Origin of the sequence: Streptomyces sp. NPDC058877, assembly GCF_042742855.1 — a bacterium.
Taxonomy (GTDB): Bacteria; Actinomycetota; Actinomycetes; order Streptomycetales; family Streptomycetaceae; genus Streptomyces.
On record NZ_JBHYMF010000051.1, the window covers coordinates 21,436 to 42,031 of the forward strand.

The following is a 20,596-nucleotide window of genomic DNA, read 5'->3' on the forward strand; positions in this document are numbered from 1 at the left end:
GCCGTGGCCTACCGCCCGTCGAAGCAGTTCAAGAAGACCCTGCTCGGCAGCGGGGCGGTCCTGGTCCTGGCGGCCCTCAACGCCCCCGCCGCCGTCTCCTTCGCGGAGGAGAAGTACCACGCCTACAAGATCGCCCGTCCCGACTACACGCGGCGGTACGGCTCCTGGGCCGAGGTGCCGGTGCCCGCGGAGTACCGCATCAACGCCATCCACGCCGCCCTGCTGCACACCGGCAAGGTGCTGCTGATCGCCGGCTCCGGCAACGACCAGAAGAACTTCGACGCGGGCACCTTCGAGACGATCCTCTGGGACCCGGCCCGGAACGCCTTCAAGAAGGTCCCCACCCCCGTCGACTTCTTCTGCTCCGGCCACACCCAGCTCCCCGACGGACGTCTGCTCGTCGCCGGGGGCACCGCCCGCTACGAGGTCCTCGACGGCGAGGTCAAGAAGGCGGGCGGCGGCATGCGGGTCAAGAACGAGAGCCCGGACAAGGAAGTGACGCTGAAGAAGGGCACCGTCTTCCGTTCCCCCTCCGGGATCGAATACGTCTCCACCTCCGAGGTCACCGTCCCCAGGGCCAAGCGCGAGTTCGAGATCTCGTACTTCGCGAGCGGCCAGATGAAGCCCTGGAAGACCAAGGTCACGGCCGCCGAGTCTCGGGTCTTCGTCGAGGCGAGGGAAGAGGGGCCGGAGGCCCTCACCACCGAGGCCGCGCAGTACGAGGTGGTCGGCCTCACGGGCGAGGACGCCGACAACGTCTACGGCCTCGCCCAGAAGCTCACCACCGAGAAGCAGGACTTCCAGGGCATCAAGGCCGCCTACGAGTTCGACCCCAAGGCGGAGAGGTACGTTCCGGTGGCTCCGATGAAGGACGCCCGCTGGTACCCGACCCTCGTCGGCCTGCAGGACGGCAGGGTCCTCGCCGTCTCCGGCCTCAATGACGTCGGCGACGTCGTGCCCGGCGACAACGAGATCTACGACCCCGAGAGCAAGAAGTGGACCAAGGGCCCCTTCCACTACTTCCCCACCTACCCCGCCCTCTTCCTCACCCGGGGCGGCAAACTGCTCTACACCGGCTCCAACGCCGGCTACGGACCCGCCGACAAGGGCCGTGAACCGGGCCTGTGGGACCTGGAGACGAACACCTTCACCAAGCTCGGCGGACTCACCGACCCCGACCAACTGGAGACCTCCGCCTCCCTGCTGCTGCCCCCCGCCCAGAACCAGAAGGTCATGGTCCTCGGTGGCGGCGGCGTGGGCGAATCCGAGAAGTCCACCGCCCGCACCTCCGTCATCGACCTCTCCGCGGACAGCCCTGTCTTCACCGACGGGCCGGCGCTCCCGCAGGGCACCCGCTACCTCAGCAGCGTCCTGATGCCCGACGACACCGTCTTCACCAGCGGCGGTTCCCGGGACTACCGGGGGCGCAGCGGCAGCGACGTCCTCAGGGCCCAGTTCTACGACCCCGAGAGCAACGCCTTCACCGAGGCCGCGGAACCGACCGTCGGCCGCAACTACCACTCCGAGGCCCTGCTGCTGCCCGACGGCCGGGTCGCCACCTTCGGCTCCGACCCGCTCTACGACGACGAGGACAACACCAAGCTCGGCACCTTCGAGCAGCGCATCGAGGTGTTCACCCCGCCCTACCTCCACCGGGCCGGCACCGCCCGCCCCGTCCTCGGCGGGGGCTCCCGGGAACTCGACCGGAACGGCCGCGCCACCTTCACGACCGAGGACGCCGGACGGATCGTGAAGGCCCGGCTGATGCGGCCCAGCGCCGTCACCCACACGACCGACGTCGAACAGCGCTCGATCGCCCTCGGCCTGACGAAGGGATCAGACGGGGTCACCCTCACCGTCGACGTGCCGGACGACCGGACGCTCGTGCCGCCCGGCTGGTACATGCTCTTCGTCGTCGACCGGGACGGCGTCCCGTCCGAGGCGCAGTGGATCCAGGTGGGGTGACCCGGGCCCCGGGCCTAGGACTTCGCCCTGCGCGCCAGGCCCAGGGCGTACTCCGGCCACCAGGTGCCGGCCGCCGGGCCGCCCCGGCACTGCCCGTCCGAGTCGCCCGGCCGCTTGATCCACAGATAGGCGTCCACGAGTTCGTCCCCGGTCCGGTCGGTCGGCGGCACGCCGAGCGCCCGGCCCGGCGGATTGCACCAGGCCTCCTCCCGGTCACCCGGGAGGGGGCCGTCGCCGTTCCGGCTGGTGTCCACTGCGAAGTGGGCGCCTCCGAGCAGGGCGGAGAGCGTGGCGCCGAAGCCCTGCACGGCCTCGTTCGTCTGGAAGTTGGAGACGTTCAGGGAGAAGCCGTCCGCCCGGGCGATGCCCGCCCGGCGCAGCGGCTCCACCAATTTCCCCGGATCGTCGATCCACGCCGGATTGCCCGCGTCCAGGTAGACCCGGGTGCGCGGCTGCCGCTTCAGCCGTTCGACCGCGTCCGCCAGCAGCCGGTACCGCTCGTCGTGGTACCCCGCCGGGGTGCAACCGTCCACGACGTGCGGCACCGCGTCGGGCTCCAGGACGACGATCGCGGCGGCGTCCCCGATCGCGGCGGCGAAGGAGTCGATCCAGTTCCGGTACTCCTGCCCGTCGTGCGCGCCGCCCGCCGAGTACATGCCGCAGTCCCGGTGCGGGATGTTGTACGCGACGAACACGGCCGTGCGGTTCCCGGACGCCGCGCCCCGGACCGCCCGGGCGATCTCCGGCACGGGATCGTCGCCGGCCGGCCAGTCCGCGACCGGCCGCTCCGAGATCCGCCTCAGCACCCGGGCGTCCTCGGACCTGCCCTGCGCCTCGTACTCCCGCACCTGCCGGGCCGCGTCGCTCTCCGGATCCACCCAGAACGGCGAACCCGAGGCGGGGGCCGCCGCCTCGCCGCGTGCGGCGGACGGTCCCGCGGGCCCTCCTGCCGGCCCGTCCACCCCGCACCCGGCCAGGAACGATGCGGAGGCGAGGACCAGGGCGGCGGTGGCGACGGTACGGCGGAACATCCGGCCCCCAGGCTCGGGTACGGGACGGGACGGGCGGCCCCCATCGTCACACGGGGGTCATCGCGCACCGGGCTGCGACACCGCGATGCCCAACGGGGTCCGCTCGTAGAGCACCTGGTGGCCGTACCGCCGGGAGGCCAGCAGTCCGGCGTCCCGCAAGACCGCCAGGTGCGCGGACACCGACGAGGGCGCCCGGCCCAGCCGGTGCGCGAGAGCCGTCGTCCCCATCGGCTCGTCGAGCGCGCACAGCACGTCCGCGCGCACCGGACCGAGCAGCCGGGACAGTGCCTCCGGGGTGCGGTCCCCGGCCTCCGACCACAGCCCGCCGATCCCGCGCGCCGGGTACACCACGGTCGGCTGCCACGGTGGATCGAAACCGCTCACCACATCGGGCCAGGTGAAGACCGAGGGCATCAGCACCAACCCCCGCCCGGCCAACGGCCGGATGTGCTCGCCGCGGTACGCGACCGTGAGCGTGGCCGTGGTCGCGTCCCACGCGAACGCCGGGTGCAGCTCGCCCAGCAGCCGTTCGAGACCGCCCTCCGCGAGCCGCCGCGAGTGGTACGCCACGTCCGCCTCCAGCAGTGCGCGCAGCCGCGGCCAGTCCGGGGCGACCAACGCTTCCCACGCCGCCAGGAGCAGGTCCGCGAGCCGCAGCACCGCCCCGGCCGGGTCCGCCAGCATCCGCCGCCCCTCGGCCGTCGAGGCCGCGCCGGGGGTGTCCGCGAGCGCCCGCTCGAAGTCGTCGAGGGCGAGCGCCGGATCGGTCTCCCGCACGGCCGTGATCTCCTCTTCGAAGGCGGCGGCGGGACCCAGCGGCGGAGGGTAGAGGAAGTCCGGGCTGTGGCCGGACAGCGGCATCAGCAGTTGGAGCGGCCCGAGGTCCAGCTCCCGGGCCGCGCCCGCGATCCGTCGCATCCACGGCAGGTGGTAACCCTGCTTCTGCGGTCGCGCCAGCACCCGCACCGCGGAGTGCGTCTCCCAGAGCGGCGAGATCGCGAACCGGATGCGCAGCGGGTCGGCCTCGCCGAAGTGCAGGTGGTACGGCACGGATGGTCCTCCCGCCCGGAAGATTCGTCTGCAGCCGAAAGTCTAGGGTCCGGACTCCGGACCCGGCACGCTGCGCACATGTCCGAGAACGACACCCGGGCGCCGGCCCCGGCGCCCGTGCGCACCGCTGCCCCGAAACCTTCCGCATCCGTCGCCGGAGTCGCCCCGGCGCCGTCCGCCGATGCCGCCCCGTCCGCCGGCCCGCCCCCGCCGGCCGGCCCCGTTCCCGCGGCGGATCCCGTTCCCGCGGCGGATCCCGCCCGTAGCCCCGGCTACCGCTCCGTCTTCGCCGTACGCGAATTCCGCTTCGTGTTCGCGGCGCACCTGTCCTCCCTGATCGGGCTCGTCGTCAGCGAACTCGCGCTCACCGTGCTGGTCTACGAGCTGACCCGCTCGCCGCTGCTCTCCTCCCTCACCTTCGCCCTGGGCTTCCTCCCCTACCTCCTCGGCGGCACCCTCCTCGCCGGTCTCACCGACCGGTTCCCGCCCCGCCGGATCCTCGTCGTCTGCGACCTGGTCTGCGCCGTCTGCGTCATGGCGATGATCGCTCCCGTCACGCCCGTCGCCGTGCTGCTCGCCCTGCGCTGCGCGATCGCCGTCGTCTCGCCCGTCTTCCAGGGCACCCGCATGGCGACCCTCGCCGACGTCCTCGGCGAGGGCGACCTCTTCGTCCTCGGTCGTTCCCTGCTGAGGATCGTCTCCCAGAGCGCCATCCTCGTCGGCTTCGGCGTCGGCGGGGTCCTCCTCACCGTCGTCCCGCCGCGCGGCGCCCTCGCCGTCACCGCCACCACCTTCCTCGTCTCGGCACTCCTCCTGCGCCTCGGCACCGCCCGCCGTCCGGCCCGCGCCACCGGGGCCGGGGGCAGCGGACTCACCGGCACCTGGGCGGTGCTCCGGAACCGGCGGGTGCGCGCCCTGATGCTGATGTTCTGGGCGCCCCCGTTCTTCGTCGTCGTGCCCGAGGCCCTCGCCGCCCCCTACGCCGACGAGATCGGCGTCTCCACCGCAGCCCTGGGGCTGCTCATGTGCGCGCTGCCGGTCGGCACCATCACCGGAGAGCTGCTCGCCGGGTCGTTCCTCTCCGCCCGGACCCGCTCCCGGATCGTGCTGCCGCTCGCCGTCGCCGCCGTGCTGCCCTACCTCCTCTACGCCTTCCGGCCCGGCGTCGCCCTGGCGGTCGCCGCCCTCTTGCTGGCCGGTGCCACCGGTGCGTACACGCTCGGCCTCGACGCCCGCTTCGTCGCGGCCGTCCCCGAGGAACAGCGGGGGAGGGCCATGACCCTGATGACCGCGGGCATGATGACCGTGCAGGGCCTCGGCATGGCCGGGGCCGGGGCCGCGGCGGAGTTCGCCCCCGTGCACGCGGTCGTCGCGGGCACCGGAGTCCTCGGCACGGTCTGCCTCCTCGCGGCTGCCGTCGAGCTGTGGGCGACCGAAAGGCGAGACGGGGCTGACCGTCATATGACCAGTCGGTAAGGTCGACGCGTGCCGAAGCCGCTCAGTCTCCCCTTCGACCCCATCGCCCGTGCCGACGAACTCTGGCAGAAGCGCTGGGGGCCGGTCCCCTCGATGGCCGCGATCACCTCGATCATGCGCGCCCACCAGATCCTCCTGGCAGAGGTCGACGCGGTGGTCAAGCCGTACGGGCTTACCTTCGCGCGGTACGAGGCCCTGGTCCTGTTGACCTTCTCCAAGGCCGGCGAACTGCCGATGTCCAAGATCGGCGAGCGGCTGATGGTCCACCCCACCTCGGTGACGAACACGGTGGACCGGCTGGTGAAGTCCGGCCTCGTCGACAAGCGGCCCAACCCCAACGACGGCCGCGGCACACTGGCCTCGATCACCGAGAAGGGGCGCGAGGTCGTGGAGTCCGCGACCCGCGACCTGATGGAGATGGACTTCGGCCTCGGCGCGTACGACGCGGAGGAGTGCGGGGAGATCTTCGCGATGCTCCGCCCGCTGCGGGTCGCGGCGCACGACTTCGACGAGCGCTGACCCCCGCGAAGATCGCCCGGAACGTGCCGTTACGCTCGTGGCCATGAAATCCAGCGTGCTGACCCGCTACCGCGTCATGGCGTACGTGACCGCCGTCATGCTGCTCGTGCTGTGCACCTGCATGGTCTTCAAGTACGGGTTCGACATGGGCGAGGACGTGACCTTCGCGGTGTCCCAGGCCCACGGCGTCCTCTACATCCTCTACCTGGTCTTCGCCTTCGACCTGGGCTCCAAGGCGAAGTGGCCGCTCGGCCGGCTCGCCTGGGTGCTGCTCTCCGGCACGATCCCCTTCGCCGCGTTCTTCGTCGAGCGCAAGGTCGTCGCGGACACGCTTCCGCTGGTCAGCGGCGCGCAGCCGGAGCCGGCCAAGGCCTGACCTCCCCCGCCTCCGCACACATGTGCGGAGGTTTGCCGTCGACACTTACTAGGACGTCCCAGTAAATTCGAAGGCATGGACGCTGACGCCATCGAGGAGGGCCGCCGTCGCTGGCAGGCCCGTTACGACAAGGCTCGCAAGCGGGAGTCCGACTTCACCACGCTCTCCGGCGACGCCGTCGAGCCTGTCTACGGTCCCCGGCCCGGTGACTCCTACGAGGGGTTCGAGCGCATCGGCTGGCCCGGAGAGTACCCCTTCACCCGGGGCCTCCACCCGACCGGCTACCGCGGCCGGACCTGGACCATCCGCCAGTTCGCCGGCTTCGGCAACGCCGAGCAGACCAACGAGCGGTACAAGATGATCCTGGCCGCCGGTGGCGGCGGCCTCTCCGTCGCCTTCGACATGCCCACCCTGATGGGGCGCGACTCCGACGACCCCCGCTCCCTCGGCGAGGTCGGCCACTGCGGCGTCGCCGTCGACTCCGCCGCCGACATGGAGGTCCTCTTCAAGGACATCCCGCTCGGGGACGTCACGACGTCCATGACGATCTCCGGGCCCGCCGTCCCGGCCTTCTGCATGTACCTGGTCGCCGCCGAGCGCCAGGGCGTCGACCCGGCCGTGCTCAACGGCACGCTCCAGACCGACATCTTCAAGGAGTACATCGCGCAGAAGGAGTGGCTCTTCGAGCCCGAGCCCCATCTGCGCCTCATCGGCGACCTGATGGAGCACTGCGCGGCGAACATCCCCGCGTACAAGCCGCTCTCCGTCTCCGGCTACCACATCCGCGAGGCCGGGGCGACGGCCGCGCAGGAGCTCGCGTACACCCTGGCCGACGGCTTCGGCTACGTGGAGCTCGGGCTCTCCCGCGGCCTCGACGTCGACGTCTTCGCACCCGGCCTCTCCTTCTTCTTCGACGCGCACCTCGACTTCTTCGAGGAGATCGCCAAGTTCCGTGCCGCCCGCCGGATCTGGGCGCGGTGGATGAGGGAGGTGTACGGCGCCACGACCGACAAGGCCCAGTGGCTCCGCTTCCACACCCAGACCGCCGGTGTCTCCCTCACCGCCCAGCAGCCGTACAACAACGTGGTGCGGACCGCCGTCGAGGCGCTCTCCGCCGTCCTCGGCGGCACCAACTCCCTCCACACCAACGCCCTCGACGAGACCCTCGCGCTCCCCAGCGAGCAGGCCGCCGAGATCGCGCTCCGCACCCAGCAGGTGCTCATGGAGGAGACCGGCGTCGCCAACGTCGCCGACCCGCTCGGCGGCTCCTGGTACGTCGAGCAGCTCACCGACCGCATCGAGGCCGACGCCGAGAAGGTCTTCGACCAGATCAAGGAGCGCGGTCGCCGGGCGCACCCGGACGGGCGGCACCCGATCGGCCCGATCACCTCCGGCATCCTGCGGGGGATCGAGGACGGCTGGTTCACCGGCCGGATCGCCGAGTCCGCCTTCCGCTACCAGCAGGCCCTGGAGAAGGGCGAGAAGCGGGTCGTCGGCGTCAACGTCCACCACGGCTCGGTCACCGGCGACCTGGAGATCCTGCGGGTCAGCCACGAGGTCGAGTGGGAGCAGGTCCGCATCCTCGGCGAGCGCAAGGGGCGCCGGGACGACGCCAAGGTCCGCGCCTCCCTCGACGCGATGCTGGCGGCGGCCCGCGACGGCTCGAACATGATCGGCCCGATGCTGGAGGCCGTGCGCGCCGAGGCCACGCTCGGCGAGATCTGCGACGCCCTCCGCGACGAGTGGGGCGTCTACACGGAGCCCCCGGGCTTCTGATCCGTCCGGACGGCGGCGGCCGTCGCAGCCGCGCCCAGACCACCGAGGAGGAGGGCCGAGAGGCGGGCCGCCCAGGGGGCGTCCACCGGTTCGGCGCTGACCAGCGCGCGGTGCACCACCGCCCCCGCGACGACGTCGAAGATCAGGTCGTCGGTGGCGGCGACCGGACCGAGGTCCGGCGGGAGCTCGCCGCGCTGCTGCGCCCGTCTCCGGCCCGCCAGGACCAGACGCTTCTGGCGGTCGACGATCGAGGAGCGGATGCGTTCGCGCAGCGGCTCGTCCCGGGTCGACTCGGCGACCACCGCCATCAGCGCCGTCTTCGTCTCGGGTCGCTCCAGGAGCGCCGCGAACTGGAGCACGACGTGCTCGATGTCGGCCTGCAGGGAACCCAGGTCGGGCAGTTCGAGCTCGTCGAAGAGGACGGCGACGGCGTCCACCACGAGCTCGTTCTTGTTGGCCCAGCGGCGGTAGAGGGTGGTCTTCGCGACCCCGGCGCGGCCGGCCACGTCCCCCATCGTGAGCTTGGACCAGCCCAGTTCCACCAGGGCCGCGCGGGTCGCCTCCAGGATGGCCGTGTCGGCCTCGGTGGAGCGGGGGCGTCCGGTACGGCTCCTGCGCTGGTGGGTACGGCTGCACATGGAAAGCGACCATACCCGCCAGTAGGTAGCGCGCCAGGGGTGCGCGATGTGAGGCAGTTCACCGCCCGGATCGCACGTGCGACCTCCCCCCGGATCCCCTGGTGGAGTTACGCTACGACCCGTAGCGAAAGGCATTGAGCGGCCTGAGCGACAACCATGGCACCGGGTGGGGACCCGGTCCCAGTGCCGGGTGGGGACCCGGCACGAACCGAAGACGAGGGACCGTGCCGTCCGCGCGCTTCCGCTCCGGCGGGAGACGGGTGGACGGCACGGTTCGGCCATGACGTACCGGTGACGTGCGCGGAAGGGGGAGGATGTATCCATGCAGCCCCGAAACATGTCCATGAGCGGCGTCGTCGACCTCGCCGCGGTGAAGGCGGCCGGAGAGGCCAAGGCGAAGGCGGAGCAGGCGCGCGCCGAGTCCGCCCGGCAGGGCGGCCCCGCCGCCGTGCCCCCGTCGGCCCTGGTGATCGACGTCGACGAGGCCGGCTTCGAGCGCGACGTGCTCCAGCGCTCGGCCGAGGTTCCGGTCGTCCTCGACTTCTGGGCCGAGTGGTGTGAGCCCTGCAAGCAGCTCGGCCCCCTCCTGGAGCGGCTCGCCGTCGAGTACCACGGCCGCTTCCTGCTCGCGAAGATCGACGTCGACGCCAACCAGATGCTGATGCAGCAGTTCGGCATCCAGGGAATTCCGGCCGTTTTCGCGGTGGTCGCCGGTCAGGCGCTGCCGCTGTTCCAGGGCGCCGTGCCCGAGGCCCAGATCCGCGAGACCCTCGACCAGCTCATTCAGGTCGGCGAGGAGCGCTTCGGTCTCACCGGCATCGCCGTGGACGCCCAGGCCGATGCCTCGACCCCCGTCGCCCCGCAGGCCGGCCCGTACGACGCGCTCCTCACCGCGGCCATGTCCGCGCTCGACGCGGGCGACCTGGCCGGCGCCGTGCAGGCGTACGAGAACGTCCTCGCCGACGACCCGGCCCACCCGGAGGCCAAGCTCGGCCTCGCCCAGGCCCAACTCCTCCAGCGGGTGCAGGGCTTGGACCCCGCCGTCGTCCGCAAGAACGCGGCGGACGCCCCGACGGACGTCACCGCGCAGATCGCCGCCGCCGACCTCGATCTGGTGGGCGGCCACGTCCAGGACGCCTTCGGGCGCCTCGTGGAGACCGTGCGCCGCACGGCGGGCGAGGACCGGAACGCCGCCCGGCTGCGCCTGCTGGAGCTGTTCGAGGTGATCGGCGCCGAGGATCCGAGGGTCACGGCGGCCCGGCAGGCCCTCGCCCGGGTGCTGTTCTGATCCGTTTTCGAACCCCGCAGCGGGGTGCCGGATCGCCTGGCGATTTGGCGACAGAGTGACAGAAGGCGGCCGCGCTTTACCAAAACTTGGTAATCGCGGCCGCTGTTACTTGCAGTAAATCAAACTCGTGGTTCCGTCCCGATTCATCGGGCTATCTACCGACATCAACGGTCACCCCCTCGCACCCTGAGTGTCCGTTCGGCCCCTCCCCGCCATGACGCGGTTATCCACCCGTTACTAGCGAGTAACGAACCCTCTTGTGCGGGGGGCCGGAATGGACCACGATCGGCGACGCTCGGTCCGAACCGCACGACCCCGGCAACCATCCGGGATCACGGGGAGGGTCCCCACCGAGTGGACCGGTGTTCCGGCACCGGTCGTGGACAGGGGGGTTCCCGCTCTCACCGAACGGGGCCTGTCCGCAACGGGTCGCGCCCGAAGGCACGGCCCATGGTTGTCGCTCGGGGGTGATCGCCGGTGATTCGGACGCGCACGCGCCGCCTGACGCCTCGGCGCTCTCCTTCCCGAGGACGTAGCTCTTCTCCCATCCCTGGACGGGCCCCGGGCCCTTCCGGAGATGTACGTCCGAGAAGGAGGAATTCTCATGAAGTCCCAGGTTCGTGGCGGGACCCGATGGAAGCGGTTCGCCGTCGTCATGGTCCCGAGCGTGGCCGCGACGGCCGCGATCGGTGTCGGCCTGGCCCAGGGCGCGCTCGCCGCGTCCTTCAGCATCTCCGGCCAGGAATTCAAGGTTAAGGCCAACAGCCTCGTCGGCAAGGACTTCGTCCAGTACGGCAGCGTGGACGCGGGCAAGGACCTCGAAGGCAAGGACTTCGCCGCTCCGGTGGCCGTGTCCGGCTTCTCCGAGGCCTGGATCACGAACATGTGCCAGTCGGTCGTCACGCCGAAGGTGCCGTTCATCGGTGACGTCACCCTCCGCCTGGAGGCCGGCACCGAGGCCGTCAAGACCGGCAAGGACGAGGACAAGGTCTACGCGAAGGGCATCTACCTCGATGTCTCCGAGCTCAAGACCGACGCCGAGTTCAAGAACATCGACATCGGCGTCGCCGCCGGTGCCCTCGCGAAGTCGCCGGGCAAGCCGGGCATCCAGCCCAACACCCAGGCCAACCCGTACGGCTTCGGGCAGCGCGCCGACCAGGCGACGCTGAGCAACGTGGAGCAGAAGGCGTGGGCCACCACGGCCGGCACCTTCAAGCTCCCCGACCTGCACCTCTCCCTGCACCGGGGCACGTCTGCCGAGTGCTACTAGGACCGGCCGGTCCACCAGGGCCGATCCGTCCGGAGGGTGGGGTCGCCGCGTGCGGCCCCACCCGCCGGGTCCTTCGTCTTCAACCTTCTCAGCAACACCGCTTCCAGGGAGCTGTTCCATGAGCGCCGAGATCCCCGCCTCCCGCGAAGTCCCCGTAAAGGAGAACCGGTTCAAGGTCTGGCGGCAGACCAGGCCCTTCTGGGCGGGACTGTTCACGATGGTCGGCGGCCTGCCGATCGCCTACCTCCCGTACGGTGACATGCGGCTCGGCAACGTCACGCTCGCCATGCAGACGACCGCCGGAGCCGGCGCACTGATCATCGGTGTCCTGTTGATCACGCTCGGCCTGACGATGTGGTTCCAGCCCGTCGTCCGGGTCTTCGCGGGCGTCGCCTCCATCGTCCTGGCCCTCGTCTCCATCCCGGTGTCGAACTTCGGCGGCCTCGTCGTCGGATTCCTGTTCGCCCTCATCGGAGGCGCCATGTCCGCCTCCTGGGCGCCCGCGCCCCCGGTCGAGGAGCAGGCGGAAGCGGAGCACGGCGACCGGTCGGACGTTCCGGCCGAGCCCGGTGCGCAGCCCTCGGCCGCACCCACGCCCGAGGCCGGTGCCGAGCACCCGGCTCCGGACGCACCCCGGGTCGAACCGGAGGTCGAGGCCGTACCGGCGGCCGTGGTCCCGGAGCAGCGCGACGCGGAGCACCGGGAGACCGAAACCACGACCGACGCCAAGGGCGGGAGGAACAGTGCGGGGTGACGAGAGCCAGCCGGCGCTCGCGAAGGGGGGCCCGCGACACGCGGCCCCGCGCAAGTCGCTGCTGAACAGGATCCAGGGCCCCGCGGGGAAGGCGATGGCACTGGCCGCCATGCCGACCGCGGTGTTCGTGGGCATGGGCCTCACGCCCAGGCTCGCCCTCGCCGACGACAAGGAGATCCCCTTCGCCCCCGGCCCCTGCGTGACCCGCTCGGACGAGCCGGCACCGGAGGAGACGGAGACCGCGAAGCCGACGGCCGAGCCCACCGCCACGGCCACCTCCGAGCCCACCGCCCAGCCGACCGACACTCCCTCGGCGCCCGCGACCACCACGCCGTCCGCCACCGCGACCCCGGCGCCCACCACGACGCAGCCCGAGGCGATCGCCCCGGAGCCCCGACAGGCGACGGCCACCACCGCCCCGAGCGCCGCCCCCGCGCCCACCAAGTCCGTGAACCCGCTGGACCCGCTGGGTCTGGGCGACGCCCTCAAGGACCTCTTCCACGGCCTCGACCCGGAGCCGACCGCCACGGCCGAGCCGACGGCGGCCCCCACGACGAGCGCCCCGCAGCCGACGGAGGCCCCCGAGGAGGAGGCTCCGGAGACCGCCGCACCGACCGCGACCGCTTCCCCCCGGCCGAAGGGGGCGACGGACCCGGCCGCGGAGCAGACGAAGGCGGCGATCAAGAAGGCCGCCGCCCAGGCCGGCGCCACGGTCGAGGAGCTCCCGGAGAGCGCACAGGGGCTCGAAGCCAGGCAGGACACGGACATACCCGATGGGGCCAAGCCGCGCTTCCCGTGCCCCGAGCTCGACGCGCAGGCGCTCGCCGACGCCGAGCTGGAGCCGGGCATCCCGCTGCTGCCGGACGAGCCCTGGCGCCTGGAGAGCTCGTTGCTCACCCTGAGCGGCCTGGACTACCACGGCATCGTCGAGGTGAGGACCGGCAGCGGAAAGATCAAGAAGGTGCTGAAGTTCACCGCGAGCTCGGTGGACATCAAGGACCTGCACCAGCTGGCGGACCACTCCGAGGGGCGCACCGCGCACGTCCGCTCCAACAGGGGCTCGACCTCGACCATCCGCAACGGCACGGTGACCATGTACACGGAGGAGTTGAAGGGCAACCTCTTCGGCCTCATCCCGATCACCTTCGGCCCCGAGTCCCCGCCCCCGCTGGACGTCCCCTTCGCCTTCTTCACCAACGTGAAGCTGCGCCAGGCGGGCCAGTTCGGCGGCACCCTGAAGATCCCGGGCCTCCGCAACACGATCGAACCCAGCTGACCCCGAAGGACCCCTCCGGGAGCCGCAGGGCGTCGAGGCCCGTCACCCGGGACGGTGCCGGGCCGCGACGCGCAGTGGGCCGCACCCCCTCGGGAAGAGGGGGTGCGGCCCACTGTCGTGCGTCCTGCGGGACCGTCAGCCGCGCTTGTTGCCGCCGAGGTGGTGGACGCGGACCATGTTCGTGGTGCCGGGGACGCCGGGGGGCGAGCCGGCCGTGATGATCATGGTGTCGCCCTCGCCGTAGCGCTGGAGCTTGAGGAGCTCGGCGTCCACGAGGTCGACCATCGCATCGGTGTTGTCGACGTGCGGCACCAGGAAGGGCTCGACGCCCCAGCTCAGGGTGAGCTGGTTGCGGGTGCCCTCGTCCGTGGTGAAGGCGAGGATCGGCTGCTCCGCGCGGTAGCGCGAGAGGCGGCGGGCGGTGTCGCCGGACTGGGTGAAGGCGACGAGCGCCTTGCCGCCGAGGAAGTCCGCGATCTCGCAGGCCGCGCGGGCGACCGAACCGCCCTGGGTGCGCGGCTTCTTGCCCTGGACCAGGGGCTGGAGGCCCTTGGAGAGCAGCTCCTCCTCGGCCGCGGTGACGATCTTCGACATCGTCTTCACGGTCTCGATCGGGTACGCGCCGACCGAGGACTCGGCCGACAGCATGACCGCGTCGGCGCCGTCCAGGATCGCGTTGGCGACGTCGCTCGCCTCGGCACGGGTGGGCCGCGAGTTGGTGATCATCGACTCCATCATCTGGGTGGCGACGATGACCGGCTTGGCGTTCCGACGGCAGAGCTCCACCAGGCGCTTCTGCACCATCGGGACCTTCTCCAGCGGGTACTCCACCGCGAGGTCGCCGCGGGCCACCATGACGGCGTCGAAGGCGGCGACGACATCGGCCATGTTCTCCACGGCCTGCGGCTTCTCGACCTTTGCGATGACGGGGACCCGGCGGCCCTCCTCGTCCATCACCTTGTGGACGTCCTTGACGTCGTCGGCGTCACGGACGAAGGAGAGGGCGACCATGTCGCAGCCCATCCGCAGGGCGAAGCGGAGGTCGTCGACGTCCTTCTCGGACAGGGCCGGGACGTTCACCGCGGCGCCGGGCAGGTTGATGCCCTTGTGGTCGGAGATGACGCCGCCCTCGACGACGATGGTCTTGACGCGGGGGCCGTCGACCTCGACGACCCGCAGCTCGACGTTGCCGTCGTTGATCAGCACCTGGTCACCCTTGGCGACGTCGCCGGGCAGGCCCTTGTAGGTGGTGCCGCAGATCGACTTGTCGCCGGGAACGTCCTCGGTGGTGATGGTGAACTCGTCACCGCGCACCAGCTCGACCGGTCCCTCGGCGAAGGTCTCCAGGCGGATCTTCGGGCCCTGGAGGTCGGCGAGGACGCCGACGGCGCGCCCGGTGTCCGCGGAGACCTGCCGGACGCGGTCGTACCGCTCCTGGTGCTCCGCCTGGGACCCGTGGCTGAAATTGAATCGGGCCACGTTCATGCCGGCCTCGATGAGAGCCTTCAGCTGCTCATACGAGTCGACGGCGGGGCCCAGCGTGCAGACGATTTTGGAACGGCGCATGAGGCGGATCCTATCGGTTTGTTTCACTGCGGAATATTCCGGCTGGCGGAAAGTACAAATGGGCGCGGGGCCGCTCAGGCGTTCACTTCTTCGTGCACCAGTGCGTAGCTCTGTCGGGCGATCTCCAGCTCCTCGTCCGTCGGCACCACGGCGACCGCCACCCGCGCGTAGACCGGCGAGACGATCCGGGCCTCGTCGGACCGCACGGAGTTCAGCTCCGCGTCCACCGCGAGCCCCAGCTCTTCGAGGCCCGCGATCGCAGCTTCCCGCACCGGAGCCGCGTTCTCGCCGACGCCCGCCGTGAACACCACCGCGTCCACCCGACCGAGCACCGCGTAATACGCACCGATGTACTTCTTCAGCCGGTGGACGTAGATCTCGAAGGCGAGCGCCGCCCGCTGGTCGCCCTCGTCGATCCGGCGCCGGATCTCCCGCATGTCGTTGTCGCCGCAGAGTCCCACCAGGCCGGACTTCTTGTTCAGCAGGACGTCGATCTCGTCCGTCGACATGCCCGCCACCCGCTTGAGGTGGAAGGTCACCGCCGGGTCGACGTCACCCGAGCGGGTGCCCATGACCAGGCCCTCCAGCGGGGTCAGGCCCATCGAGGTGTCCACGCACCGGCCGCCCCGCACCGCCGAGGCCGAGGCGCCGTTCCCCAGGTGCAACACGATCACGTTCACCTCCTCGGGTTCCTTGCCGAGCAGTCGCGCCGCCTCCCGCGAGACGTACGCGTGCGAGGTGCCGTGGAAGCCGTAGCGGCGGATCCGGTGCGCGTCGGCGGTCTCCACGTCGATCGCGTACCGTGCCGCCGACTCCGGCATCGTGGTGTGGAAGGCGGTGTCGAAGACCGCCACCTGCGGGAGGTCGGGGCGCAGGGCCGTCGCGGTGCGGATGCCGGTCAGGTTCGCCGGGTTGTGCAGCGGTGCCACCGGCACCAGCCGCTCGATCTCCGCGAGCACCTCGTCGTCGATGACCGTCGGCTCGGTGAACCGCAGCCCGCCGTGCACCACCCGGTGGCCGATCGCCGCCAGTTCGGGGGAGTCCAAACCCAGGCCGTCCGTCGCCAGCTCCTCCGCCACGGCCTTCAGCGCGGCCGCGTGGTCGGCGATCGGTCCGGTCTTCTCGCGCTTCGCGCCGCCGCCCTGCAACGGGGTGTGCACGAGCCGGGAGGTCGCCTCGCCGATCCGCTCCACGAGACCTTGGGCCAGACGGCTGTCGTCCCGCATGTCGAGCAGCTGGTACTTCACCGACGAGGAGCCGGAGTTCAGGACGAGCACACGAGTGGGCGACGGGGTCGGGGTGGGGGTGGGCGACGGGTGGTTGGAGGGGGTCGAGCTGGGCTCGTCGGATGGGGTGGGGGTGGGTGACGGGTGGGCGGTCATCCGCGAAGCTCCTGACCCTGGTGGGCGGTCGGGGTGGTGGCCTGGGCCTGGATCGCCGTGATGGCGACCGTGTTGACGATGTCGCTGACGAGTGCGCCGCGCGAGAGGTCGTTCACGGGCTTGCGCAGCCCCTGGAGGACCGGGCCGACGGCCACGGCGCCGGCCGAACGCTGCACCGCCTTGTAGGTGTTGTTGCCGGTGTTGAGGTCGGGGAAGATCAGCACGGTCGCCTGGCCCGCGACCTCGGAACCCGGCAGCTTCGTCGCCGCGACGGAGGGCTCGACGGCCGCGTCGTACTGGATCGGGCCCTCGATCCGCAGCTCCGGGTGGGCCTCGCGGACCAGCTTGGTCGCCTCCCGCACCTTGTCGACGTCGGCGCCCGAGCCGGAGGTGCCGGTGGAGTACGAGAGCATCGCGATCCGCGGCTCCACGCCGAAGCGGGCCGCGGTGGCCGCGGACTGGGCCGCGATGTCCGCGAGTTGCTCCGCGTTCGGATCCGGGTTGACCGCACAGTCGCCGTAGACGAGGACCTTGTCGGCCAGGCACATGAAGAACACCGAGGAGACGATGGCGGCTCCTCCGGGTGTTCCCCCGGAGGCTTCGCCGGGGGAGGCGTTCTCGGGCTTGGTCTTGATGATCTCGAAGGCGGGGCGGATGGTGGCCGCGGTGGAGTGCACGGACCCCGAGACCATGCCGTCGGCCAGGCCCTCCTCGACCATCAGGGTGCCGAAGTAGTTCACGTCGGAGACGACGTCGTAGGCGAGTTCGACGGTGACGCCCTTGTGGGCCCGCAGCGCCGCGTACTTCTCCGCGAACGCGTCGCGCAGTTCCGAGGTCTGGGGGTCGATCAGCTGGGTGTCGGCGAGGTCCACGCTCAGGTCGGCGGCCTTCTTGCGGATGGTCTCGACGTCGCCGAGCAGCGTCAGGTCACAGACACCGCGGCGGATCAGCACGTCGGCGGCGCGCAGCACCCGCTCCTCGACGCCCTCGGGGAGCACCACCCGGCGCCGGTCGGCGCGGGCCTGTTCGAGCAGTACGTGCTCGAACATCATCGGGGTCACCCGGCCGCTGCGCGCGACCGAGATCCGCTTGAGGAGGTCGGCGGTGTCCACGTGCCGTTCGAAGAGGCCGAGGGCGGTTTCCGCCTTCCGCGGAGTGGCGGCGTTCAACTTGCCTTCGAGGGAGAAGAGCTCGGCTGCGGTCGGGAAGCTGGTGCCGGGCACGGAGATGACCGGGGTGCCGGGGGCGAGGCGGGCCGCCAGGGTCAGGATCTCCTCGCCGGGCCGCTCGTTCAGGGTGAGCAACAGGCCGGCGATCGACGGGGTGCCGGCGGAGTGCGCGGCGAGCGCGCCGACGACCAGGTCGGCGCGGTCCCCGGGGGTGACGACGAGGCAGCCCGGGGTCAGTGCGTGGAGGAAGTTGGGGAGCATCGCGCCGCCGAAGACGAAGTCCAGTGCGTCCCGGGCCAGGCCCGCGTCGTCGCCGAGGACGACGGTCGCCCCGAGCGCCTGGGTGATCTGGGCGACGGTGGGCGCGGCGAGCGCCGGCTCGTCGGGGAGGACGTAGCAGGGCACGGGCAGCCGGGCCGCGAGCCGCTCGGCGATGGCCTCGCGGTCCTCGGCGGCCACGCGGTTGACGACCATCGCGAGCACGTCGCAGCCGAGTCCGTCGTACGCGCGGAAGGCGTTGCGCGCCTCGGCCCGTACGGACTCGGAGGGTTGGCCCTTGCCTCCGACCACCGGGATGACGGAGGCGCCGAACTCGTTCGCGAGGCGTGCGTTCAGCGCCAGCTCGTCGGGGAGCTGGGTGGCGGCGAAGTCGGTGCCGAGCACGAGGACGACCTCGTAGTCGCGGGCGACGGCGTGGAAGCGGTCGACGATCCGGGAGACCAGTGCGTCGGTGCCCTGCTCGCCCTGGAGGGCGGAGGCCTCGTGGTAGTCCATGCCGTAGGCCGTCGAGGGGTCCTGCGAGAGTCGGTAGCGGGCGCGCAGCAGGTCGAAGAGCCGGTCGGGGCCGTCGTGCACCAGGGGGCGGAACACCCCCACCCGGTCCACCTGGCGGGTGAGGAGCTCCATGACTCCCAGCTCGACGACCTGGCGGCCGTCACTGCGGTCGATCCCGGTCACGTACACGCTGCGCGTCACGCCGTGGTCTCCTGTCCAGTCCTGCGGAGGGGCCAGGGGTGCCGTCGCGGCACCTGTGCGGCCCGTGCGTCAATCGAAAGTGCTCAGAAAGCCCCGATAGAGCGGCATTACCCCCTTGACAATACCCCCGCCAATGGTGCAGTTGCCCGCCGGGCAAAGGGCCCGACAACACGGGACGAAAGTCCTTCGCGCAGCCGCCGGGAAGGACGCGCGGAGTGCGGAGGAGCAGGCCCCCCAGAGCCGGCGTGTGAGAATTGCGGTGACCCATCACGGACCGCGACCGAGCAGGAGACACAGCACGATGCGCATCGGAGTTCTCACCGCAGGCGGAGACTGCCCCGGCCTGAACGCAGTGATCCGGTCGGTCGTGCACCGGGCGCTGACCGGTCACGACGACGAGGTCATCGGCTTCGAGGACGGCTTCAAGGGACTCCTCGACGGTCACTACCGCCCCCTCGACCTCAATGCCGTCAGCGGCATCCTGGCCCGTGGCGGCACCATCCTCGGCTCGGCCCGCCTGGAGCGGAGCAGGCTCCGCGAGGCCGCGGAGTCCGCCCCCGACCTGGCCCGCAAGTACGGCATCGACGTCCTCATCCCGATCGGCGGCGAGGGCACCCTGACCGCAGCCCGGATGCTCTCCGACGCCGGCATGCCCGTGGTCGGCGTCCCGAAGACGATCGACAACGACATCTCCTCCACGGACCGCACCTTCGGCTTCGACACCGCCGTCGGCGTCGCCACCGAGGCCATGGACCGCCTCAAGACCACCGCCGAGTCCCACCAGCGGGTCATGGTCGTCGAAGTGATGGGCCGCCACGCCGGCTGGATCGCACTGGAGTCCGGCATGGCCGGCGGCGCGCACGGCATCTGCCTGCCCGAGCGTCCCTTCGAGGTCGACGACCTCGTCAAGATGGTCGAGGAGCGCTTCGCCCGCGGCAAGAAGTTCGCCGTGATCTGCGTCGCCGAGGGCGCCCACCCGGCCGAGGGCTCCATGGACTACAAGAAGGGCGAGATCGACCAGTTCGGTCACGAGCGCTTCCAGGGCATCGGCAACCAGCTCGCCGTCGAGTTGGAGCGGCGCCTCGGCAAGGAGGCCCGCCCGGTCATCCTCGGCCACGTCCAGCGCGGCGGCACCCCGACCGCGTACGACCGGGTGCTCGCCACCCGCTTCGGCTGGCATGCGGTGGAGGCGGCGCACCGCGGCGACTTCGGCCGGATGACGGCGCTGCGCGGAACGAACGTCGAGATGGTGCCGCTGGCCGATGCCGTGACCCGGCTGAAGACGGTCCCGGAGGACCGCATGCGCGAGGCGGAGTCGGTCTTCTAGCCGGTCGACCGGGGCACCGGCCCGCTGAGGGTCCGGTTGCCGGTGGCCGGGACTTCGCCCCCCTTCCGCGGGACCTTCGACCCGAACCTTCCCGGAGGCGCACCGGGACCCGCCCGGATCCGCCCCCCGTGACCGTGCGCCTCCCCGGAACCCGCACGGCCCCCTTCCCCTCCCCGTCCAGGGACCCGTAGGACGGCCCCCTTCCCTTCCCCTCCCCTCCCCTCCCCGTCCCGGGAGCCGCAGGGCCCCCTTCCCCTCCCCTCCCCGGGAAATGTCGGATTCCGTCCTTGAGCCCCGGCGCTCGATCCACGAGGCTGGGACCTCGTCCCGGACGCGTGCCGAACCCGTCCGGCGGAAAGGGGAGCCGATGACGCCGGGGGAGGAAGGGGACTCCGCCGGGCAACCGCCCGTGTGGCCCGGCGCCGATGACTTCCGGGAGGACCCGGACGCCGCCCGGCCGGGTCCCCGGCTCCGCCTGGGGCGCGCCCTCGTCGTGCTGATCGCCCTCGCTGCGCTGGTGCTCGCCGGCATCAGCGTCGTCGCCTTCCTGCGGGACGGCCACGCCGGGCACCCGCCGCGCACCTCCGGCGCACCCGCACCCGGGCACGTCCGCATCCGGGGCACCGACACCGGGTCCTGTCCGGGGGAGCGCCGCGGCACCCGCACCGGCCGCGTCCACCAACTGCCGTGCGCCGCCGTGGACGTTCCGGGGTACGCGCCGGTCGCGGCGGCCGGCGGCCCGTCGGAGCGTCCGGGCC

General features: G+C 71.6%; 17 protein-coding genes. 11 read left to right on the plus strand and 6 right to left on the minus strand.

Going from position 1 to position 20,596, the window contains the following annotated elements:
• The first annotated feature begins 3 nt into the window (after positions 1-3).
• Entirely contained in the window at positions 4-1,965 is a 1,962-nt protein-coding gene (locus ACFW2Y_RS14850) for a galactose oxidase-like domain-containing protein (protein ID WP_384878070.1), read from the plus strand.
• 14 nt (positions 1,966-1,979) lie between these two features.
• Here ACFW2Y_RS14850 and ACFW2Y_RS14855 read toward each other — a convergent pair whose 3' ends face one another.
• Positions 1,980-2,996, minus strand: coding sequence for a glycoside hydrolase family 6 protein (locus ACFW2Y_RS14855; RefSeq protein ID WP_384878073.1), 1,017 nt, complete (start codon positions 2,994-2,996; stop codon positions 1,980-1,982).
• A 57-nt stretch (positions 2,997-3,053) separates the two neighbouring features.
• Positions 3,054-4,046: a DUF5937 family protein gene (locus tag ACFW2Y_RS14860; RefSeq protein WP_384878076.1), complete on the minus strand. Its 993-nt coding sequence runs from the start codon at positions 4,044-4,046 to the stop codon at positions 3,054-3,056.
• Between the two features lie 78 nt (positions 4,047-4,124).
• On the opposite strand from ACFW2Y_RS14860, the gene ACFW2Y_RS14865 reads away from it, so the two are divergent.
• The 4 genes from ACFW2Y_RS14865 (at position 4,125) to ACFW2Y_RS14880 (ending at position 8,193) form a co-directional block, all read left to right on the plus strand.
• A complete protein-coding gene (locus tag ACFW2Y_RS14865; RefSeq protein WP_384878078.1) occupies positions 4,125-5,522 on the plus strand; it encodes an MFS transporter in 1,398 nt (465 codons plus the stop codon).
• A gap of 9 nt (positions 5,523-5,531) precedes the next feature.
• The gene (locus ACFW2Y_RS14870; protein ID WP_384878081.1) at positions 5,532-6,041 is read left to right on the plus strand and encodes a MarR family winged helix-turn-helix transcriptional regulator; all 510 of its coding nucleotides are present in this window, start codon (positions 5,532-5,534) and stop codon (positions 6,039-6,041) included.
• A gap of 43 nt (positions 6,042-6,084) precedes the next feature.
• Positions 6,085-6,417: a DUF3817 domain-containing protein gene (locus ACFW2Y_RS14875; protein WP_384878084.1), complete on the plus strand. Its 333-nt coding sequence runs from the start codon at positions 6,085-6,087 to the stop codon at positions 6,415-6,417.
• Between the two features lie 75 nt (positions 6,418-6,492).
• Positions 6,493-8,193 (plus strand): methylmalonyl-CoA mutase, encoded by a 1,701-nt coding sequence (locus ACFW2Y_RS14880; protein WP_384878086.1) that lies wholly within the window; start codon positions 6,493-6,495, stop codon positions 8,191-8,193.
• On the opposite strand, the gene ACFW2Y_RS14885 is transcribed toward ACFW2Y_RS14880, so the two are convergent.
• The gene (locus ACFW2Y_RS14885; protein ID WP_384878089.1) at positions 8,169-8,831 is read right to left on the minus strand and encodes a TetR/AcrR family transcriptional regulator; all 663 of its coding nucleotides are present in this window, start codon (positions 8,829-8,831) and stop codon (positions 8,169-8,171) included. The genes ACFW2Y_RS14880 and ACFW2Y_RS14885 overlap by 25 nt on opposite strands.
• 322 nt (positions 8,832-9,153) lie before the next feature.
• Here ACFW2Y_RS14885 and ACFW2Y_RS14890 point away from each other — a divergent pair, with 322 nt between their 5' ends.
• From ACFW2Y_RS14890 to ACFW2Y_RS14905, 4 genes are all read left to right on the plus strand, one after another.
• On the plus strand, positions 9,154-10,119 hold the full coding sequence (locus ACFW2Y_RS14890) for a tetratricopeptide repeat protein (RefSeq protein WP_384878091.1): 966 nt from the start codon (positions 9,154-9,156) through the stop codon (positions 10,117-10,119).
• Between the two features lie 604 nt (positions 10,120-10,723).
• A complete protein-coding gene (locus ACFW2Y_RS14895) occupies positions 10,724-11,389 on the plus strand; it encodes a DUF6230 family protein (protein WP_384878094.1) in 666 nt (221 codons plus the stop codon).
• A 118-nt stretch (positions 11,390-11,507) separates the two neighbouring features.
• Positions 11,508-12,143 (plus strand): DUF6114 domain-containing protein, encoded by a 636-nt coding sequence (locus tag ACFW2Y_RS14900; protein ID WP_384878097.1) that lies wholly within the window; start codon positions 11,508-11,510, stop codon positions 12,141-12,143.
• A complete protein-coding gene (locus tag ACFW2Y_RS14905) occupies positions 12,133-13,419 on the plus strand; it encodes a hypothetical protein (RefSeq protein ID WP_384878100.1) in 1,287 nt (428 codons plus the stop codon). The genes ACFW2Y_RS14900 and ACFW2Y_RS14905 overlap by 11 nt, the downstream gene beginning before the upstream one ends.
• A 135-nt stretch (positions 13,420-13,554) precedes the next feature.
• Here the strand turns inward: ACFW2Y_RS14905 and pyk are convergent, their stop codons facing one another.
• The 3 genes from pyk to pta all read right to left on the minus strand — a co-directional run bounded on the left by pyk (position 13,555) and on the right by pta (position 18,511).
• Positions 13,555-14,985 (minus strand): pyruvate kinase, encoded by a 1,431-nt coding sequence (pyk, locus tag ACFW2Y_RS14910; RefSeq protein WP_384878102.1) that lies wholly within the window; start codon positions 14,983-14,985, stop codon positions 13,555-13,557.
• Positions 14,986-15,059: 74 nt separating this feature from the next.
• Positions 15,060-16,367 (minus strand): acetate kinase, encoded by a 1,308-nt coding sequence (locus ACFW2Y_RS14915; RefSeq protein WP_384878105.1) that lies wholly within the window; start codon positions 16,365-16,367, stop codon positions 15,060-15,062.
• Complete coding sequence (pta, locus tag ACFW2Y_RS14920) at positions 16,364-18,511, minus strand: phosphate acetyltransferase (protein ID WP_384878107.1); 2,148 nt, start codon at positions 18,509-18,511, stop codon at positions 16,364-16,366. The genes ACFW2Y_RS14915 and pta overlap by 4 nt, the downstream gene beginning before the upstream one ends.
• A gap of 301 nt (positions 18,512-18,812) precedes the next feature.
• Between pta and ACFW2Y_RS14925 the strand changes: the two genes are divergently transcribed.
• Positions 18,813-19,838, plus strand: a complete 1,026-nt coding sequence (locus tag ACFW2Y_RS14925) for an ATP-dependent 6-phosphofructokinase (RefSeq protein WP_384878110.1) — start codon at positions 18,813-18,815, stop codon at positions 19,836-19,838.
• A gap of 367 nt (positions 19,839-20,205) precedes the next feature.
• Positions 20,206-20,596, plus strand: a 391-nt coding sequence (locus tag ACFW2Y_RS14930; protein ID WP_384878113.1) for a hypothetical protein, incomplete at its 3' end; no start/stop codon positions are given.

Excerpts from the sequence above, each read along its gene's own strand:
- ACFW2Y_RS14880 (WP_384878086.1), top strand. The coding sequence starts at position 6,493 with ATGGACGCTGACGCCATCGAGGAGGGCCGCCGTCGCTGGCAGGCCCGT.
- ACFW2Y_RS14885 (WP_384878089.1), bottom strand. The coding sequence starts at position 8,831 with ATGTGCAGCCGTACCCACCAGCGCAGGAGCCGTACCGGACGCCCCCGC.
- ACFW2Y_RS14900 (WP_384878097.1), top strand. The coding sequence starts at position 11,508 with ATGAGCGCCGAGATCCCCGCCTCCCGCGAAGTCCCCGTAAAGGAGAAC.
- ACFW2Y_RS14890 (WP_384878091.1), top strand. The coding sequence starts at position 9,154 with ATGCAGCCCCGAAACATGTCCATGAGCGGCGTCGTCGACCTCGCCGCG.
- ACFW2Y_RS14875 (WP_384878084.1), top strand. The coding sequence starts at position 6,085 with ATGAAATCCAGCGTGCTGACCCGCTACCGCGTCATGGCGTACGTGACC.
- pyk (WP_384878102.1), bottom strand. The coding sequence starts at position 14,985 with ATGCGCCGTTCCAAAATCGTCTGCACGCTGGGCCCCGCCGTCGACTCG.
- ACFW2Y_RS14925 (WP_384878110.1), top strand. The coding sequence starts at position 18,813 with ATGCGCATCGGAGTTCTCACCGCAGGCGGAGACTGCCCCGGCCTGAAC.
- ACFW2Y_RS14855 (WP_384878073.1), bottom strand. The coding sequence starts at position 2,996 with ATGTTCCGCCGTACCGTCGCCACCGCCGCCCTGGTCCTCGCCTCCGCA.
- ACFW2Y_RS14865 (WP_384878078.1), top strand. The coding sequence starts at position 4,125 with ATGTCCGAGAACGACACCCGGGCGCCGGCCCCGGCGCCCGTGCGCACC.
- ACFW2Y_RS14915 (WP_384878105.1), bottom strand. The coding sequence starts at position 16,367 with ATGACCGCCCACCCGTCACCCACCCCCACCCCATCCGACGAGCCCAGC.
- ACFW2Y_RS14895 (WP_384878094.1), top strand. The coding sequence starts at position 10,724 with ATGAAGTCCCAGGTTCGTGGCGGGACCCGATGGAAGCGGTTCGCCGTC.